Raw genomic sequence first — 18,054 nt, forward strand, 5'->3', positions numbered from 1 at the left:
GCGGCGCCATTAGACCACGGATGCCGCGCCCGGCCTCGGTATCGGCGTCGGCGCGTCATGGGTAAGGGTGTACCAGAAGGGTCCGACTAAACTGCGCCCGTGACCGTCCATCCCATCGTGATCGCCGGCGAGCCCGTGCTGCACAACCCGACTCGGGAGATCACCGAGTTCGACGCCAAGCTGCGCACCCTCGTCGACGACATGTTCGAGACCATGTACGCCGCCGAAGGGGTCGGCCTCGCGGCCAACCAGATCGGCCTCGACCAGCGCGTGTTCGTCTACGACTGCCCCGACGACGAGGGCACGCGCCACAAGGGTGTCGTGGTGAACCCGAAGCTCGAGACCTCGGAGATCCCGGAGACGATGCCGGATCCGGACGACGACTGGGAAGGCTGCCTGTCGGCTCCCGGCGAGTCGTACCCGACCGGACGCGCTTCGTGGGCGAAGGTCACCGGCTTCGACGTCGACGGCAACCCGATCGAGGTCGAAGGCACCGGGTACCTCGCGCGCTGCCTCCAGCACGAGACCGATCACCTGGACGGCTTCATCTACCTCGACCGGCTGGTCGGGCGGCACGCGCGCGCGGCCAAGAAGATGCTCAAGGCGAACAAGTGGGGCGTTCCGGGCAACTCGTGGCTGCCGGAGGCGCGGCCCGAGCCCGCCGACGACTGACCCTCTCGCACCTCCCCGCGTGCAATGAAGGGGCCTTTCATAGCAAAATTTGCTATGAAAGGCCCCTTCATTGCAGTAGCGGGCGGAGCTCAGCAGCCCAGGAAGTGACAACGCACGACCCGAGGCTGCTCGATCACCTTCCCGGCCTGCACCGACCAGGCCAGCCGCAGGTACTGAGCGTGGGTCCACGCCAGCGGCGTCGCGGACGCCGTCGGGGTGCCCGCCGGGAAACCCGTCTGCCCCGAAGGCGCGTTCTCGTCCCAGACCTGCTCCGGCATCGTGTCCCCGGAGCTGCTGACGCGCCCCAGGTCGCGAAGGCGCTTCGCGGCCGTACCCCGGTCACCGGCGGCGAGGTCGTACTCGCCGCGTTCACCCGCGAGCAGCGGCCACAGTCGCCCGAAAGTGGTTCGGCTTTCGGCCGGGAACGTGTAGTCCCAGGGTGAGCCGTCGGCCTTCTCGCCGTACCCGTCCTTCGTGTAGCGGTGCCAGAACTGCCCCGTCGGAGTGGTGAACGCGATGTCGACGTCGGTGACCGCGATGCTGTTGCGGATCACCGGATCGTCGGCCCGGTAGATGCCCAGCCGCACCAGTTCGAGGAAACCGGCGTCGGTCACGGCCCGCTGGTCCATGGTCACGCTGGAATTGCCGAGGTTGTACTTCGTGCCGTTGTTCGCGTCGCCGTCCTTGGTCAGCCGGACGAAGTACGGATCCTTCGACAGCGGACCGTTCGTGGTCACCGTCCACCGGGCGAGCTTCGCCTTGAACGCGTCGGCGGTGTCGAGGTAGCGCTTCGCGTCGGCGGCGGCGCCGTTCGCCTTGGCGAGATCCGCCGCGCAGACCAGCCCGGCGATCACGGCGGCGATCGTCGAGGGCGAGTAGCCGTCCTGTTCCTCCCAGCGCTCCTGCTGGCTGTACGGCGACGCGTGCCCGTTGTCCGCCTTGTAGGACAACAGGAATTCCGCCGCCTTGCGCACACCCTGCCAGGTTTTGGCGTCGGTGCGGCCGAGCTGCTGCGCGAGCACGATCGGCAGCGCCGTCTCGTCGAGCTGGATCGACGTCCAGTACGGCGTGCCGTCGACGTGGCTGTTCTGCGGCAGATGCCCGTCCGGCAGCTGCTGCGTGCCGAACATGTAGTCGACCGACCGGTTGGCGGCGTCGCGGTCGCCGGCGGCGAGCAGGCCGGTCGCGATCTGATAGAGGTCACGCGGCCAGACCAGGTGATACGTGCCCGACGGCGACCACTCCGGGTCGTTGTTCCCGAACCGCCAAGGCATGCTCGGCGACGCGATGAGCGCCCCCTGGTGGAGCTTGTCCTCGCTCGCCGCGAGCATGAGCACGGACGCCTGATAGAGGTCGCGCTCCTGCTTGGTCTTGAGCGACGACGGCGCGTCCTTCACCTGACGGAGGTACTGCTTCCAGCCGCGGTCGTACGCGCGGGCGGCGTCGGCGAATCCTCGTCGCAGCGAGGCTTTCGCGTTCGTGAGCGCGTCGGAGCCCTTCGCGCCCATGCCGAGCGAAAGCGTGAAGTCCCGCGAGCGCAGACCGTCGGCCGAGGTCTGCCCGGTGATCAGCACGTTGCCCTTGGCCGCGGTCGCGTAATTCTTGAGCGCGAAGGATTTCGTCAGCTGGGTGATGCCGTCGGAGGAACCCGAGTACCCCACGGAGGTCCGCGAGAACGCCGGTTCCGCGGCCAGCGCGGCCGCGGTCTTCGCGTCGGACGAGACCGCGCTCGTGCCGTCGGTGCGCGCGGAATCGTCGGAACCCTCGTTGGTGAGATCGGGATCCGCGACCGCGAACACCTGGTACGGGCGGCCGGTCAGCGAAACGAAGTCGACGTCGATCAGCACGCTCGTGCGAGCCGGGTCGGTGACGTAGGTCTTCCGGAGCTTCCAGCGACGCTGGTCGTCGGTGATCGTCTGTTCGTAGGTCAGGCCGCCGGTGCGGCGCACCTGCTGGTTCTTCGCCGAGGAGTCGACGGCGGCGAAGCTCTTCCCGTCGGTGACGACGAGGTCGAGCGCCCGGACGCTCGGAGTCGACAGATCCGGGTAGTAGACCTCGGACATCCGGCCGCCCTGGAGGGTGAACCAGACGTTGCTGGCCCGTTCGCGGGCGGTGCCGAAGCCGGTTTTGTCCGCCGGGAGCCAGCTCGGATGGGCGCCGGGCGCACCGGGCGCCTCACCATCCTCTGCGGCGGCCACCGCCGGGATCAGTCCCGCGAGCAGCACGCCCGCCAACGCCGGGAGCATGAATCTGCGCATATCCCACCCCAGACTTCTGTAACGGTGCAGAACCTCCGGGATTCTGTCGTGAATCCCCCGCGCGCACAGGACCCGAACCGGTGAACCGTCGACGCTGTCGACAAGTCCCCACCCGAGGGCGGGTTGATTGATCCGGCCCCGGCGTGGCATGGTCGAGGCACAACCAAACAACCGCGGGAGCTCGCGCCATGGCGGGCTGAGAGGGCGGCTGGAGTCTTTCCGGAAGACCCGGCGCCGCCGACCGCATGAACCTGACCGGGTAATGCCGGCGTAGGGAGTGAACGTCGTTGACGACTCTTGAGAACGAGTCTGCCATCACGCCGACCGTCACCACCGGACCGATCACCGGTTCGCGGAAGGTCTACCACCAGACGGAATCCGGTCTCCGGGTCCCCGCCAGGCGGATCGATCTTTCGAACGGCGAGCATTTCGACGTTTACGACACTTCCGGCCCGTACACCGACGACGACGCGCAGATCGATGTCCACAGTGGACTGCATCGGCTGCGCGCCGGCTGGGCCGACGGTCGTGAGCACAACACCCAGCTGGGCTGGGCGAAACAGGGCGTCATCACCCGCGAGATGGAGTACGTCGCGGCACGCGAGCGCTGCTCGCCGGAATTCGTGCGGGACGAGGTCGCGCGCGGTCGCGCGGTGATCCCCGCCAACCGCAAGCACCCGGAGACCGAGCCGATGATCATCGGCAAGAACTTCCTGGTGAAGATCAACGCCAACATGGGCAACTCGGCCGTCTGGTCCTCCGTGGAGGAGGAGGTCGACAAGATGGTGTGGGCCACCCGCTGGGGCGCCGACACGATCATGGACCTCTCCACCGGCAAGCGGATCCACGAGACGCGCGAGTGGATCGTCCGCAACTCGCCGGTCCCGGTCGGCACCGTGCCGATCTACCAGGCGCTGGAAAAGGTCAACGGGGAGCCGGAAAAGCTTTCGTGGGAGGTCTACCGCGACACCATCATCGAGCAGTGCGAGCAGGGTGTCGACTACGTCACCGTGCACGCCGGGGTGCTGCTGCGCTACATCCCGCTGACCGCGCGCCGGGTCACCGGCATCGTCTCGCGCGGCGGCTCGATCATGGCGGCGTGGTGTCTCGCGCATCACAAGGAATCGTTCCTGTACACCAATTTCGCGGAACTCTGCGAGATCCTGCGCGAGTACGACGTCACGTTCTCCCTCGGTGACGGCCTGCGTCCGGGCTCGATCGCCGACGCGAACGACCGCGCGCAGTTCGCCGAACTGGAAACCCTGGGCGAGCTCACGCACATCGCCCGCGAGCACGACGTCCAGGTGATGATCGAGGGCCCCGGCCACGTGCCGATGCACAAGATCAAGGAGAACGTCGAACTCGAGGAGAAGCTGACCGGCGAGGCGCCGTTCTACACCCTCGGCCCGCTCGCGACCGACATCGCGCCGGCGTACGACCACATCACCTCGGCCATCGGCGCGGCGCAGATCGGCTGGTACGGCACGGCGATGCTCTGCTACGTCACGCCGAAGGAGCACCTCGGCCTGCCGAACCGTGACGACGTCAAGACCGGCGTCATCACCTACAAGATCGCCGCGCACGCCGCCGACCTCGCCAAGGGGCACCAGTACGCGCAGGAGTGGGACGACGAGCTTTCCAAGGCGCGCTTCGAATTCCGCTGGAACGACCAGTTCAACCTGTCGCTGGACCCGGACACCGCCCGCGCGTACCACGACGAGACCCTGCCCGCGGAACCGGCGAAGACGGCGCACTTCTGCTCGATGTGCGGGCCGAAGTTCTGCTCGATGCGCATCACCCAGGACGTCCGCAAGTACGCCGAGGAACACGGACTGTCCACTGTGGAGGCGATCGAGGCAGGCATGTCGGAGAAGTCGACCGAGTTCGCCGAGCAGGGCAACAAGGTGTACCTGCCGGTGGTCAATCAGTGACGGACACCCCCCGGACCGCCCTCACCATCGCCGGATCGGATTCCGGTGGTGGTGCGGGCATCCAGGCCGATCTGCGGACGTTCTTCGCCAACGGGGTGCATGGGATGGTCGCGCTCACCGCGGTCACCGTGCAGAACTCGTTGGGCGTGCAGGGTTTCAGCGAGATCCCGGTCGACGTCGTCACCGGCCAGATCAAGGCCGTCGCGACGGATATGGGCGTCGACGCGGCGAAGACCGGGATGCTCGCGACGGCCGAGATCATCAACGCCGTCGCGAAGACGCTCGACGAAGTCCACATCGGACGCTCGTCGGGGACGCCGTTCGTCGTGGACCCCGTCGCCGCTTCGATGACGGGGCACGCGTTGCTGCGTGAGGAGGCACTGGAGGCGATCCGCACCGAGTTGTTCCCCCGCGCCACACTGATCACGCCGAACCTCGACGAGGTGCGGCTGCTGACCGGCGTTCACGTGACCGGTCCGGCGTCGCAGCGGGAGGCGGCGGAAGCGCTGCTGGAGTTCGGTTCGGAGTGGGTGCTGGTGAAGGGCGGCCATCTCGACGCGGCCCAGGACTGCGTGGATCTGTTGTCCGACGGCACTTCCTGGGTCGAGCTGAGCGGGCCGCGGTTCGACACGCGGAACACGCATGGCGGTGGGGACACGATGGCTTCGGCGATCACGTCTTCGCTGGCGAAGGGGGCCGACGTGCCGACGGCGGTCGCCGACGGGAAGCGGTTCATCGAGCGGTGCGTGGCGGAGTCGTATCCGCTGGGGGCCGGGGTGGGGCCGGTTTCGCCTTTCTGGCGCCTGAAGTGACGCATTTCGTCCTCTGAATGCGATCCTTGCGTGAGCAACGATCGCATTCAGAGGACCAAATGCGTCAGCCGACGGGCTCCATCACCCGCGAGTCGTAGCCCTTGCGGGATTCGAGGATGCCGTCGAAGTTGGCGACCGACCATTCGCTGACCGCCATGAGCAGCTTGCTCGCGCTCGAACCGCGCTCGGTCAGCGCGTACTCGACGGTCGGCGGCGTGGTCGGGAAGACCGTGCGCGTGACCAGGCCGTCGCGTTCGAGGGCGCGCAGGTTCTGGGTCAGCATCTTCTGGCTGATCCCGCCGACCGCGCGGCGCAGTTCACCGAACCGGTGCGGCCGCCGGGACAGCGCGCCGAGCACCAGCGCGGTCCACTTGTTGGCGAGCAGATCGAGGACGTCGCGGCACGGGCAGTTCCGCAGATAGATGTCCCACGGCGATTCCGGCACTTCACAGGTAGTTTCCATCAGGTACCTAGTTTACCTTCAAGTGCCTTCTGGCGAGAAGTGACCAAGCGGCCGAACATGGAGAGCACCTACAACGGAGGAGCTTTCGATGCGCGTCGTGACCCAGCAGCGGCTTGGTGGCCCTGAAGTGCTGGAGGTGACCGAGACCGACCGTCCGGCCCCTGGACCGACGGAGGTGCTCGTGCGGGTGCGCGCCGCCGGGATCAACCCGGTCGACTGGAAGACACGGGCCTACGGCGTGTTCCTGGGCGAGCCGCCCTTCGTCCTCGGCTGGGACGTGTCCGGAGTCGTGGAGGAACTCGGCGTCGGCACGACGCGCTTCGCCGTCGGCGACGAGGTCCTCGGTTTCCCGTGGTTCCCCCGGCAGGCCGGTGGTTACGGCGAATACGTGACCGCGCCCGCCCGCCAGTTCGTGCCCAAACCCGCCGGGCTGAGCCACGAGCAGGCCGCCGGGCTGCCACTCGCCGGGCTCACCGCGTGGCAGGGCCTGGTGGACATCGCCGGCCTCCAGCCGGGACAGCGGGTGCTGATCGACGCGGCCGCGGGCGGTGTCGGGCACCTCGCCGTCCAGGTGGCGAAGGCGCGTGGCGCGTACGTCCTTGGCACGGCGAGCGCCGGGAAGCACGGCTTCCTCCGCGATCTCGGCGTCGACGAGCCGATCGACTACCGCGACGAGACCGCGACGGCGTCCGATGTGGACGTCGTGTTCGGGCTGGTCGGCGCGGAAAGCGACCTGCGCTGGCTGGACGCGGTGAAGCCCGGCGGCCTGCTCATCGCGGTACCCGGTGGCGTGAGCGAGGCCGTCGCCGCCAAGGCCGGAAAGCTCGGCGTGCGGACGTCGGGGATGCTCGCCGAACCCGATCAGCTCGGCTTGCTGGCGCTGACCGAGCTGATCGAGAAGGGCGAACTGCGCGTCCACGTCGAGCAGACGTTTCCGCTGGCGGAGGTCGCCAAGGCGCACGAAGTCGGCGAAGGCGGGCGTGTCACCGGGAAGCTCGTCCTGACCGTCTGAGGGTGGGCGGCGGGGTGTCATGAGGGGTCCCCATAGGACGGTTTTCGTCCCATGGGGACCCCTCATGACACTTACCCGGACCTAACCGCGCGGAAGTGCCTGCGGCAGCACGGTGGTCAGCCCCGTCCAGTCCGAGGTCAGCACCGAAGCGTGGTTCTTCGCCAGCAGCACCGCCCGCGCGTTCGCCTGCTCCACGGAGGGCGCGCGGGAGTCGATGGCCGGCGCGACGTTGTGCGCGTCGGTCATCACCACGTAGTAGTGGTTGTCGTCGTACCAGCCGGGCCCGGTCTGTGTCAGGAACGCGTTCGCGTCGCCGTCGAAGACGACGAACCACGGCCGCAGCCCGGTGTCGGCGTATTTCGTCCGCGGGTCGCCGGGCGCCGCGCCGTGCACAGCCGGGAAGATCTGCGCCTCGCCGACGCGGCCGGAGTCCTTAAGCGACCGCAGATACCGCGCGTACTCGACGTCGGTCTTGAGCGTGTCCGTCGGATTGCCCTCTTCGACCGTGCCGGGGATCACCTCGATGATCACCTTGCCGCGCAGCGCGTCCAGCGACGGCCAGTTGTCCGCTTTGGCCGCCTCGTCGAGCGTCGCGTACCCGCCGAGCAGGTCCGCCGGCCGGAAGACCGCGCTGCCGAGGTGCGCCCGGACGGACGCGTCGAGTTCGTCCGGGCCGAGGCCGCGGTTGTCCGCGAACCCGGTCTTCATCTCCAGTTTGAGCGTCACCGGTTTGCTGTCCGGATGCGCGCCCAGCCAGACGCGGATGTCGTCGAGGCAGTGTTCGAGATTCTTGTTCCGCCCACCGGAGTACAACTGCGACGGCGAACTCGCCGCGACGCAATTGTTGTTGTTCCCCAAAGGGTTCGAGTGACTCACTTTCCACTCGCGAGTGATGATGTTCGGCCAGACGTCGAGTTCGATCAGCGAGGTGCCGGCGTCCAGTGAGCGCGCCAAGTAGTCGTAGGCACCGGTCTCGTAGGTGTTGTGGACGCCGATCGTGGTCACGTGGGAGACCTTGGCGGTGTCGGCGTTCGCGACCGTTCCGGACAGCGAGGCCGCCACGATCACGCCGGCGAGGGATACCGCGGGGAGGAGTTTCATCCGAGCCCTTTCGCACGCGGGAAGTGCAATGGCTCACACACTGTGCCACCGTGATCGGGTGCGGCCGAACCCCTGTTGAACCAAAAGGACCAGTCGGGAAAATGAACTCATGAGCGAGAACCCGAGCCCGCCGTCGGCGCTGACCATCGCAGGCTCCGACTCCGGCGGCGCCGCCGGCCTCCAGGCCGACCTGCGCACGTTCCTCACCTGTGGCGTGCACGGCCTGGTCGCGGTGACCGCCGTGACCGTCCAGAACACCCTCGGCGTGCACGACCGCACCGACATCCCGGCGCATATCGTCGCCGGGCAGATCGAGGCCGTCGCCGCCGACATGGGCGTCAACGCGGCCAAGACCGGCATGCTGGCCTCGGCCGAGATCATCCACGCCGTCGCCGCGGCCTGCGACAAGGCCGAGATCGGCCGCGACGCCAAGGTGCCGTTCGTGGTCGACCCGGTCGCGGCGTCGATGCACGGGCATCCGCTGTTCGACGAAGCCGGGCTGGTGGCGCTGCGCGACGAACTCCTGCCGCGCGCGACCGTCCTCACCCCGAACCTCGACGAGGTCCGCCTGCTGACCGGCATGACGGTGACCACCCGCGAACAGATGCACCAGGCCGCCGTCGTCCTGCACCGGCTCGGCCCGAAGTACGTGCTCGTGAAGAGCGGCCACCTCGTCTCCGACCCGGAATGCGTCGACGTGCTCTTCGACGGCTCCACGTTCGTCGAGCTGCCGGGCGAGCGGTACGCGACGCAGCACACGCACGGCGCCGGGGACACCATGGCGTCGGCGTTGACGGCCGGTCTCGCGAAGGGGATGTCCGTCGTGGAAGCGGCCCGCTACGGCAAGTGGTTCGTCTCACACGCGGTCGAAAACGCCTATCCCATGGGCGCGAAGGTCGGTCCGGTTTCGGCGTTTTGGCGGCTTGCGCCGGAGCATTGAGAACGCGTCCGGTTACGATCTGTGCCGTGTCCGGACGCGAGCGGGTGGCCAGAATCGTCGAGGCCCGCGCATTCCAGAACTTCATCATCGCGGTGATCGTCTTCAACGCCGTCACACTCGGCTTGGAGACCTCGACGAGAATGCTCGCGGAGTACGGGCCGCTGTTGCACACGGTCGACTACATCGCGCTCACGATCTTCGTGCTCGAACTCGCCGCGAAGTTCTACGCCTATCGCGCGAAGTTCTTCCGCGACCCGTGGAACATCTTCGACCTGCTCGTGGTCGGCATCGCGGTGATCCCCACGACCGGCCCGTTCGCGGTGCTGCGGGCGTTGCGGGTCTTGCGGGTGCTGCGGCTGATCTCGGTGGTGCCGTCGATGCGGAAGGTCGTCACCGGCCTGCTCGCGTCGATCCCCGGGATGGCGTCGATCGCCGCGCTCCTCGCGTTGATCATCTTCGTGGCGGGCGTGATGGCGACGAAGCTCTTCGGCGCGATTTCGCCGGAGAACTTCGGGGATCTCGGCACTTCGCTGTTCACGCTGTTCCAGGTGATGACCGGCGAGGCGTGGCCGGACATCGCCAAGGAGATCATGAAGGAAGCACCCATGGCCTGGGTGTTCTTCGTGGTCTACATCCTCGTGTCCAGCTTCGCGGTGCTGAACCTCTTCATCGCCGTCGTGGTCAGCGGGATGGAGGACGAGCTTCGCCAGGACATCCGTGAGGAGGAGGCGAAGCAAGCCGAAACCCAGGCTCAGGCGAACAAGGAGATCCTCGACGAGCTCCGCGCCCTTCGTGCCGAAGTCGCGGAGCTACGTCAGAACGCTTAGCGGTCTTCGTCCGCGATGAGCGCTTCGAGAGCGGGAAGAGCCGCCGCGAGCGCCGCCTGGTGCTCCGGGGTCAGCCTGTCGAGGCGCGTCCCCAGTTCGCGGACGCGCGTCGACCGGACACCGGAAACCAGCCTCTCGCCCTCTTCCGTGGCCTTCGCGAGCCAGGCGCGCCTGTCGATCGGGTCCGATTCACGGCTGACGTAGCCCGCTTCGACCAGTGAAGCGACGATCCTCGACATGGTGGCCGCGGCGACGCCTTCCTTCGCCGCGAGATCACCCAGACGGAGCTGTCCGTAGTTCACGAGCGTCGCGAGCGCGGAGATCGCGCCGTGGCCTGGCCCGGGCACGCCCGCCTGGCGCAGTGACCTCGACAATCGGCCCACCGCCAGGAACAACCTGCCCGAAACGTCCTGGACCGCTGACGTGGTCACCACTGGCTCCTCTGGGTACACGGTGGCGGGTGCGCCGCCGGAGAGTGCCGTCAACCATACGGGCTCTCAGGGCGTACTCGCTGTGAAGGCCGTGAACCGTACAAAAGGGTTATCGAGGCGGGCTCGAAGCGTGCGCCCAGAAGCGCTGCGGGATCCGGCCCGCACCGGCCGCCAGCCGGCCGGCGGTGACGGCGGCGCGCATCGCCGACGCCATCCGCTCCGGGTCCGCTGCCCTGGTCACGGCCGTCGAAAGCAGGACGGCGTCGCAGCCGAGCTCCATCGCCAGCGTCGCGTCGGAAGCCGTGCCGATCCCGGCGTCGAGGATCACCGGGACCCCGGCGCGCGACACGATCAGCTCGATGTTGTGCGGGTTCCGGATGCCGAGACCGGTGCCGATGGGCGCGCCGAGCGGCATCACGGCCGCGCAGCCCGCCTCCTCCAGCCGCAGCGCCAGCACCGGGTCGTCGTTGGTGTAGGCGAGCACGGTGAAACCGTCCGCGGTGAGCTGTTCGGCCGCTTCGAGGGTCTCGAACGGATCCGGCAGCAGCGTGCGGTCGTCCGCGTGGACCTCCAGTTTGACGAGGTCGGTTTCGAGCGCTTCGCGGGCGAGGCGGGCGGTGAGGACGGCTTCCGCGGCCGTCCGGCAGCCGGCGGTGTTGGGCAGCAGCCGGATGCCCAGCCGCCGGAGCAGTTCGAGCACGCCGGAGCCGCCTTCGGCGTCCGCCTTCCGCATCGCGACGGTGGTCAGTTCCGTGCCCGAGGCCACGAGCGCGCGTTCCACCACGGCGAGGTTCGCCGCGCCGCCGGTGCCGATGATCAAGCGCGACGAGAGCTTGTGCTCGCCGATGACGAGGTGGTCTCCGTCCATTTTCAGCCTCCTTGGACCGCGGTGAGGATGTCGACGCTGGCGCCCTTGCGCACCACGGCTTCCGGCCATTCGCCGCGCCGGACGACGACGCCGTCCACCGCGACCGCGACGCCCTTCGTCGCCGTGCCTAGCGCTTCGAGCACGCCCTCGACGGTGGTCCCGTCGGGGAACTCGCGCCACTGGCCGTTGACCTGGATCTCCATCACACCCGCTCCTCGCTGCGCCGCGACGGCGCGGCCGCCGCGACCTCGTCCGGCAACGGCCCGCCGTCCAGCCAGGCGACCGCGGCGTCCGCGGTGACCGGGGCCATCAGGAGACCGTTGCGATGGTGACCCGTTGCGGCGAAGACGCCTTCGCCCAGCTCACCTATGAAGGGCATCGTGTCGACACTCGCCGCGCGAAGCCCGGCGGCGGTCTCGACGAGCTCGTATTCGGTGATGCCCGGAAAGACGCGCTCCGCGCCTTCGAGCAGCTCACGCACGCCTCGGACGGTGACGGTCTCGTCGAAACCGGCCTCGTACTGGGTCGCGCCGAGCACGAGGCCGCCGTCGTCACGCGGGACGAGATAGATCGGGCGGCCTTCGACCATCGCGCGGACGGTCCTCGTCGGCGACGGCAGGCAACCCCGGCGCGGCCGCAGGCGGAGGATCTCGCCCTTCAACGGGCGGACGGCTTCCGCGAGCGCGGGGTGCAGGCGTCCGGTCCAGGCCCCGGCGGCGAGGACGACGTCGCCCAGTCCTTCGAGGTCCGTGACGGTCTCGCGACGGAATTCGACTCCGCGTCTTCCACAGGCGTGTTCGAGCGCGCGCAGCAGTCTTCTGTTGTCCACGGCCAGATCGCCGGGAACCAGGAGTCCACTTCGGACGGATCCGGCGAGGCCGGGTTCGGCACGGCGAGCTTCGCGGCCGGTCAGCTGCTCGACCTCGCGACCGAGTTCGGTGAGATACGCGGCGAGCATTTCGAGGTTGCCCGCGTCGGCGCTGTCCAGCGCGGCGACGAGCGTGCCGTGTGGTGAAAGACCCGGGTCGACGCCCTCTTCGGCCAGGTCACGCGCGAAATCCGGCCAGCGCCGCAGCGACACCTCGCCGAGGGTGAGGACGTCCTCCTCGCCGGGCCAGGCCTCGGTGACCGGCGCGAGCATGCCGCCCGCGAGCCACGACGCGCCGCGACCCGGCTCGGGGTCGTAGACGGTGACGCGATGCCCGCGCGCGGACGCGCGCCAAGCGACCGAGAGGCCGATGACCCCGCCGCCGACAACCGAAAGTTCTCTCATGACGATCACGCTCCCTGCGCCGGCATGACCCGGATCAGGTTCCACGGTCGGAGCGGTTTCGGCTCCCTCTCAGCCCGTCCTCGGGCTCCCGTGCGGACCACCCCACCGTAGCGCGCGGGTACCGTCGCCGCCATGCCCACCCTGTCTGGTCCTCAGATCCGCGCCGCCCTCGCGGACGCCCGCCTGTACCTCTGCACCGACGCCCGGTCCGGTCGCGGCGATCTCGCCGAATTCGCCGACGCGGCGCTGGCCGGCGGGGTCGACATCATCCAGCTGAGGGACAAGACGATCGAGGCGAAACAAGAGATCGCCGCGCTGGAAGTGCTGGCGGAGGCGTGCGAGAAGCACGGCAAACTGCTGGCGGTGAACGACCGCGCGGACGTCGCGCTCGCCGCCGGCGCGCACGTGCTGCACCTGGGGCAGGACGACATCCCGGTCCCGCTGGCGCGTCGTGTGCTCGGGGACGACGTGGTGATCGGCCGGTCCACCCATTCGGCCGAACAGGCCAAGGCGGCCGCCGAGGAACCCGGCGTGGACTACTTCTGCACCGGTCCGTGCTGGCCGACGCCGACGAAGCCGGGGCGGCCCGCTCCCGGGCTCGACCTGGTGCGCTCCACCGCGGCCTTCGGGACGTCGCGGCCGTGGTTCGCGATCGGCGGCATCGACACCGAACGGCTGCCCGAGGTGCTGGACGCGGGGGCGTCGCGGATCGTCGTCGTCCGGGCGATCACCGAGGCCGAGGACCCCGAAGCGGCCGCTCGCACGCTTCGCGGGTCCCTCATCTCGTGAGTGGCGAGAACTGGTGAAGCCGACCACGGGGGCGGTTTCGTGTGACTGGAGGGACGGCACACGTGATCAGACGGACGACACGTGTGTCCAGACGGACGACACTCGGCAGGAGCCCGGCCGCGAGCGTGTCGTCCCTCCAGTCACGCGTGTCGTCCGTCTGATCACACGCGCCGTCCACTCGATCACGCGCCGGTGAAACGTCGCACCAGGTCCTCGTGAGGGATCAGGGCGCGGGGGTGCCGGAGGCCGGGGCCGACGGGGTCGTCGAGGGCGCCTGAGAGGTCGAAGGCGTCGTGGACGGCGTCGTCGGAGGCGCCTGCGTGGTCGTGGGCGCCGTCGGTGTCGTCGTGGGGGTCGGCGTGGTCGACGGCGGCGTCTCGGGCCGGTTGTCCTGGGTCTCCGAACGGGACGTCGCGGGTGGGCTGTCGTGCTTGTCCTTCCGCTCCTGGTCCTGCCCGCCGCCGACGATCTTCCCCAGCGTCGTCCCTGTCCCGCCGCCGAAGGTCTTCCCGGTCGCGCCCTCGAAACCGGTGATCGCGACGAGCGCCACCACGAACGCCACCACGCTGACCCCGGCGATCACCGCCCAGCGCGGTTTGAACTTCCGCCCGGACGGCTCTTCCTCCTCCGCGGGGGTGAGCCGGACGGTCTCCTGCTCCGACGGGTCGAGCACCTTGCGGCGGCCGGGAACGGTCAGCACCATCCCCGCCTTGAGCGCGGCGTCCTTCGTCCGCTGGAGCGAACGCAGGTACAACTCGCCACCGAGCGTGGTGATCACACTCGCCAGCCCGGCGCCCGCCACCGTTCCCGCCACACCGAGCGTGGAACCCAGCAGGGCCGCGGTGATCGCGGCCATCGCGGCCGCCGTCACCTGGACGATCCTGCCCTGCTTCTCCGTCTTTTCGGTCTTTTCGATGGCCTTTTCGGAGGTCTCCTTGGTCATGATCCCGTTCTGCAGCTAGTCGGTCCTCACCCAGTCCTAACGAGTAAGGCGCGCGGGATGCTCCCTTCGTTGTCCACACGTGAGGAGCGCCACCCTGTCTGTCCAAAAAGGACTGTCCATGGTTCACAACTCCTTGACATAATCGGGCGTATGGACCTGGTTTCGATCGAGGAAATCCGCGACGCGGCGAGCCGTGTCAAAGGCGCCGCGGTGCGCACGCCGTTGCTGGAACAGTCTTGGGCGCCGTTGTGGCTCAAACCGGAAAGCCTTCAGCCGATCGGCGCTTTCAAGGTGCGCGGTGCCTACAACGCGATCGCCGCGCTGAACGAAGATCAGCGCGCCCGCGGCGTTTGCGCGTTCTCCAGCGGCAACCACGCGCAAGCGGTCGCCTACGCGGCGAAGCGATTCGGGATTCCCGCGACGATCATCGTCCCGGACGTCGCGCCGCGCGCCAAGGTCGAAGCCACCAAGGCGCTCGGCGCCGAAGTCATCGAAGTCCCGATCGACCGCCAGGAGTCCTCCGCGCTCGCCGTCGCCGAGGAGCGGGCGCTCACCATGATCCCGCCGTTCGACCACCGCGACGTCATCGCCGGACAGGGCACCGTCGGCCTGGAGATCGCCGAGGACCTGCCGGACGCCGGTGTCGTGCTCGTCCCGCTCAGCGGCGGCGGACTGGCCTCGGGCGTCGGCACGGCGATCAAAGCGCTGCTCCCCGGCGCGAAGGTCATCGGCGTCGAGCCCGAACTCGCGGCCGACACCGCCGAGGGGCTGCGCGCGGGCAGGCGCATCGAATGGCCGATGGACCTGCGGGCACGGACCAGCGCGGACGGCCTGCGCGCCCAGCCGTCGGACCTGACCTTCGCCCACCTCCAGGCGGTGCTCGACGACGTCGTCACGGTGTCCGAGGAGGAGATTGGGGAGGCCGTCCGGACGCTGGCGCACCGCGCCCGCCTGATCGCCGAACCGAGCGGGGCCACCGCGACAGCCGCGTACCTGTCCCACCGCGACGCGCTGCCGCCGGGAAAGGTCGTTTCGGTCGTTTCGGGCGGCAATATGGACCCGGCGACGCTGGCCGCCCTCCTGGCTGACCGGGGCTGACCGACCGGCCGCCGGATGTCAGGAAAGGGGCTTTCAGGACATTTTTCGTCCTGAAAGCCCCTTTCCTGACACGCGAGAGGGGGCTAGCCGGGGTGTCCGGCGGGCCGGACGTGCGTCGGCGGCGAGTCGACCCCGCAGTGGAGGCATTCACCCGGATGCGGCGACTCGTCCTCGACCTCGGAGGAAGCAGGCGGGTCGAGGACGCCGTTGTGGATGCCGAGCGCGATCAGCCCGCCCCCGATCGCCAGCGCCGCGCACACCAGCAACGCCGTCCGCCAGCCCGCGGTCAGCGCGACCGGATCGGTGTAGGCGGCGCCGGAGAGTCCGGCGACGGCGGGCAGCACGGCGATCGCGAGCAGGCCGCCGGAGCGGGCGATGGCGTTGTTGACCCCGGAGGCGACGCCGGCGTACCGGTCCGGCGCGGCGGCGAGCACCGTCGCGGTCACCGGCGCGACGACCGTCGCCAGCCCGGCGCCGAACACGACGACGGCGGGCAGCACCGACCCGAGGTACGACGACCCCGGCCCGACCCGCATCAGCAGGAGCATGCCCACGCCGACCAGGATCGGTCCGATGACCAGTTGCGCGCGCGGCCCGATCTTCTGCGCCAGCGCGCCCGACCGGCCGGAGAACAGCAGCATGATGACGGTGATCGGCAGCCCCGCCAGCCCCGCCGCGGTCGGTGAATAGCCCAGCGACACCTGGAGCTGCATCACCATCAGCATCATCACGCCGCCGAGCGCCGCGTAGACGACGAAGGTCAGCGCGTTGGCGAGGCTGAACGTCCGGTCGCGGAACAGTTTCGGCGGCACCAGCGGATCGGCCGAGCGGTGCTGGATCACCAGGAACGCCCCCAGCCCCGCGACGCCGAGCACGATGGCCACCAGGACGACGACGTCGCCGATACCGCGTCCGGGCGCTTCGACGAGCGCGCCGGTGAGCCCGGCGAGGCCGATCGCGCCGACGGCGGCCGCGGTGAAGTCCGGATGCCCGGTCGCCTCTTCGTCGCGCGACTCGGGCACGTAGCGCCGGGCGAGCAGGACGCAGACGGCGGCGAGCGGCAGGTTGATCAGGAACGCCAGCCGCCAGGACCACACCTGCACCAGGACGCCGCCGAGCAGCGGGCCGATCGCGGCCGCGATCCCGCCGAGGCCGGACCAGGCGCCGATCGCGCGGGCCCGGTCGTCGTGGGTGAAGGACGCCTGGAGGATCGCGAGCGAACCGGGCGTGAGCAAAGCTCCCCCGATCCCTTGGAGGATCCGGGTCGCGACGAGCATCTCGGTCGTGGTCGCGGCGGCGCACAGCCCGGACGCGATCCCGAACCAGACGACGCCGAGGACGAACATCCGGCGGCGGCCGTAGCGGTCGCCGAGCGAACCGGCGACGAGGATCAGCGCGGCGAGCGCGAGCAGGTAGCCGTCGAGGATCCATTGAAGGCCCGCGACGGACGCCCCGAGTTCTTCGCCGATCCTCGGCAACGCGACGTTGACGATCGTCCCGTCGAGCATCGCCATGCCCGAGCCCACGATGGTCGTCGCGAGCACCCCGCGCGCCACCGGCGTCCCCCAGCGGATTCCCGCCCCGTCAGTCATAAGTCGACTGAAGCACGCCGCCCCGCCCCAAGCCACCCGCAAAGAAAACGATTTACCTGACACGTCAGATAAAAGACGAAAACGTTTTGCAGGGCGGCCTACAAGATCACGCGAGTCCGCTACGACCCGGCGCCCTGCGAAACGTTTCCGTCAGCGCGCCTCAGGCAACAGCGTGGTGACGAATTTGTAACGGTCGCCACGGTAGATCGCCCTCGCGAACTCGACCGGTTTTCCGTCGGTGGCGAAAGAATGCCTCGAAAGGAGCAACATCGGCATTCCGACGTCGGCGCCGAGCATCTCGGCCTCGTGCGGTCCGGCGAGCGCGGTCTCGATCGTTTCCTCGGCCCTTTCGAGCTCGACGCCGTAGTGCTCCCTCAGCACGGCGTACAGCGAACCACCTGCGGAAACGTGTTTGCGCAAACCGCGGAAGCGGCCGAGCGGGAGATGCGTGGTCTCCAGCGCCATCGGCTGCGAATCGGCCAGCCGGAGACGGCGAAGGCGAAGGATCTTCGCGCCGACGCGGATTCCGAGGAGTTTCGCCAGATCGGCTTCGACCGGGAGTTCGTCGATCTCCAGCAGCTTGGACGACGGCTTGAGACCCTGCTTGCGCATGTCCTCGGTGTAGGACGACAACTGGAGGCGCTGCGCGAGTTTCGGCTCGGCGGCGAAGGTGCCCTTGCCCTGCACGCGGTGGAGCCTGCCCTCGGCGGTGAGATCGGCGAGCGCCTGGCGGACCGTGGTGCGCGAAACGGTGAATTCTCCCGCGAGTGCCCGTTCCGTCGGAATCGGCGACCCTGGCGGCAACGCGTCGAGCAGATCGAGCAGATGCTGTTTCAGCGCCCAGTACTTGGGTTCGCGCTGTCCGCGCATCCCAGCCGTAGCGCCCGCCTCACTCGCGGTGGTTGTCTCCAACATGACCGACTCCCTAAGCCTTCCCACTCAAACGCGCACCGTCCCCGCTAGGAAACGTACCCTTCACCACAAACGTCCATTCGGGCTAGCATTGGTCTAGACCTACTCGGGGGACGAAGTACGTCCCGGTGG

18 protein-coding genes and 1 riboswitch are annotated in these 18,054 nt (G+C 68.9%); of the genes, 8 read left to right on the plus strand and 10 right to left on the minus strand.

Annotation, left to right across the window (positions count from 1 at the left end; all coding sequences use genetic code 11):
• Window positions 1-99 precede the first annotated feature (99 nt).
• The gene (locus CFP71_RS25530) at window positions 100-672 is read left to right on the plus strand and encodes a peptide deformylase (protein ID WP_093936478.1); all 573 of its coding nucleotides are present in this window, start codon (window positions 100-102) and stop codon (window positions 670-672) included.
• Window positions 673-761: 89 nt separating this feature from the next.
• Here CFP71_RS25530 and CFP71_RS25535 read toward each other — a convergent pair whose 3' ends face one another.
• On the minus strand, window positions 762-2,930 hold the full coding sequence (locus tag CFP71_RS25535; protein ID WP_093936479.1) for a glycoside hydrolase family 15 protein: 2,169 nt from the start codon (window positions 2,928-2,930) through the stop codon (window positions 762-764).
• A gap of 287 nt (window positions 2,931-3,217) precedes the next feature.
• Here CFP71_RS25535 and thiC point away from each other — a divergent pair, with 287 nt between their 5' ends.
• Entirely contained in the window at window positions 3,218-4,861 is a 1,644-nt protein-coding gene (gene thiC / locus CFP71_RS25540) for a phosphomethylpyrimidine synthase ThiC (RefSeq protein ID WP_167406268.1), read from the plus strand.
• Window positions 4,858-5,673, plus strand: coding sequence for a bifunctional hydroxymethylpyrimidine kinase/phosphomethylpyrimidine kinase (gene thiD, locus CFP71_RS25545; RefSeq protein ID WP_093936480.1), 816 nt, complete (start codon window positions 4,858-4,860; stop codon window positions 5,671-5,673). The genes thiC and thiD (CFP71_RS25545) overlap by 4 nt, the downstream gene beginning before the upstream one ends.
• Window positions 5,674-5,737: 64 nt before the next feature.
• Here the strand turns inward: thiD (CFP71_RS25545) and CFP71_RS25550 are convergent, their stop codons facing one another.
• On the minus strand, window positions 5,738-6,136 hold the full coding sequence (locus CFP71_RS25550; protein WP_208636034.1) for a winged helix-turn-helix transcriptional regulator: 399 nt from the start codon (window positions 6,134-6,136) through the stop codon (window positions 5,738-5,740).
• 88 nt (window positions 6,137-6,224) lie between these two features.
• Between CFP71_RS25550 and CFP71_RS25555 the strand changes: the two genes are divergently transcribed.
• A complete protein-coding gene (locus CFP71_RS25555) occupies window positions 6,225-7,148 on the plus strand; it encodes an NADP-dependent oxidoreductase (RefSeq protein WP_093936482.1) in 924 nt (307 codons plus the stop codon).
• An 81-nt stretch (window positions 7,149-7,229) separates the two neighbouring features.
• Here the strand turns inward: CFP71_RS25555 and CFP71_RS25560 are convergent, their stop codons facing one another.
• On the minus strand, window positions 7,230-8,249 hold the full coding sequence (locus tag CFP71_RS25560) for a phosphatidylinositol-specific phospholipase C domain-containing protein (protein WP_093936483.1): 1,020 nt from the start codon (window positions 8,247-8,249) through the stop codon (window positions 7,230-7,232).
• Window positions 8,250-8,358: 109 nt separating this feature from the next.
• Here CFP71_RS25560 and thiD (CFP71_RS25565) point away from each other — a divergent pair, with 109 nt between their 5' ends.
• Window positions 8,359-9,189: a bifunctional hydroxymethylpyrimidine kinase/phosphomethylpyrimidine kinase gene (thiD, locus tag CFP71_RS25565; protein ID WP_093936484.1), complete on the plus strand. Its 831-nt coding sequence runs from the start codon at window positions 8,359-8,361 to the stop codon at window positions 9,187-9,189.
• A gap of 26 nt (window positions 9,190-9,215) precedes the next feature.
• Complete coding sequence (locus CFP71_RS25570) at window positions 9,216-10,016, plus strand: ion transporter (RefSeq protein ID WP_093936485.1); 801 nt, start codon at window positions 9,216-9,218, stop codon at window positions 10,014-10,016.
• On the opposite strand, the gene CFP71_RS25575 is transcribed toward CFP71_RS25570, so the two are convergent.
• The 4 genes from CFP71_RS25575 to thiO all read right to left on the minus strand — a co-directional run bounded on the left by CFP71_RS25575 (window position 10,013) and on the right by thiO (window position 12,588).
• Window positions 10,013-10,447, minus strand: a complete 435-nt coding sequence (locus CFP71_RS25575) for a MarR family winged helix-turn-helix transcriptional regulator (protein ID WP_005160550.1) — start codon at window positions 10,445-10,447, stop codon at window positions 10,013-10,015. The genes CFP71_RS25570 and CFP71_RS25575 overlap by 4 nt on opposite strands.
• A 109-nt stretch (window positions 10,448-10,556) precedes the next feature.
• Window positions 10,557-11,315, minus strand: coding sequence for a thiazole synthase (gene thiG, locus CFP71_RS25580; RefSeq protein WP_093936486.1), 759 nt, complete (start codon window positions 11,313-11,315; stop codon window positions 10,557-10,559).
• Window positions 11,316-11,317: 2 nt separating this feature from the next.
• Window positions 11,318-11,518, minus strand: coding sequence for a sulfur carrier protein ThiS (gene thiS, locus CFP71_RS25585; RefSeq protein WP_005160548.1), 201 nt, complete (start codon window positions 11,516-11,518; stop codon window positions 11,318-11,320).
• Entirely contained in the window at window positions 11,518-12,588 is a 1,071-nt protein-coding gene (gene thiO / locus CFP71_RS25590; protein ID WP_093936545.1) for a glycine oxidase ThiO, read from the minus strand. The genes thiS and thiO overlap by 1 nt, the downstream gene beginning before the upstream one ends.
• A riboswitch (TPP riboswitch) is annotated at window positions 12,583-12,690 on the minus strand. It overlaps the preceding gene by 6 nt.
• 30 nt (window positions 12,691-12,720) lie before the next feature.
• Between thiO and thiE the strand changes: the two genes are divergently transcribed.
• Window positions 12,721-13,377 carry a thiamine phosphate synthase gene (gene thiE, locus CFP71_RS25595; protein ID WP_093936487.1) on the plus strand — a complete coding sequence of 219 codons (657 nt, stop codon included), beginning with the start codon at window positions 12,721-12,723 and terminating at the stop codon, window positions 13,375-13,377.
• A 223-nt stretch (window positions 13,378-13,600) separates the two neighbouring features.
• Here the strand turns inward: thiE and CFP71_RS25605 are convergent, their stop codons facing one another.
• Window positions 13,601-14,320, minus strand: a complete 720-nt coding sequence (locus CFP71_RS25605) for a hypothetical protein (protein WP_093936489.1) — start codon at window positions 14,318-14,320, stop codon at window positions 13,601-13,603.
• A 150-nt stretch (window positions 14,321-14,470) separates the two neighbouring features.
• Here CFP71_RS25605 and CFP71_RS25610 point away from each other — a divergent pair, with 150 nt between their 5' ends.
• Window positions 14,471-15,418 (plus strand): threonine ammonia-lyase, encoded by a 948-nt coding sequence (locus CFP71_RS25610; protein ID WP_093936490.1) that lies wholly within the window; start codon window positions 14,471-14,473, stop codon window positions 15,416-15,418.
• Window positions 15,419-15,501: 83 nt separating this feature from the next.
• On the opposite strand, the gene CFP71_RS25615 is transcribed toward CFP71_RS25610, so the two are convergent.
• Both CFP71_RS25615 and CFP71_RS25620 read right to left on the minus strand, forming a co-directional pair.
• Window positions 15,502-17,010 carry an MFS transporter gene (locus tag CFP71_RS25615; RefSeq protein ID WP_093936491.1) on the minus strand — a complete coding sequence of 503 codons (1,509 nt, stop codon included), beginning with the start codon at window positions 17,008-17,010 and terminating at the stop codon, window positions 15,502-15,504.
• A gap of 150 nt (window positions 17,011-17,160) precedes the next feature.
• Window positions 17,161-17,925, minus strand: coding sequence for a GntR family transcriptional regulator (locus CFP71_RS25620; RefSeq protein WP_093936492.1), 765 nt, complete (start codon window positions 17,923-17,925; stop codon window positions 17,161-17,163).
• Window positions 17,926-18,054 lie beyond the last annotated feature (129 nt).

It is taken from the genome of Amycolatopsis thailandensis, from assembly GCF_002234405.1.
GTDB classification, from domain to species: domain Bacteria; phylum Actinomycetota; class Actinomycetes; order Mycobacteriales; family Pseudonocardiaceae; genus Amycolatopsis; species Amycolatopsis thailandensis.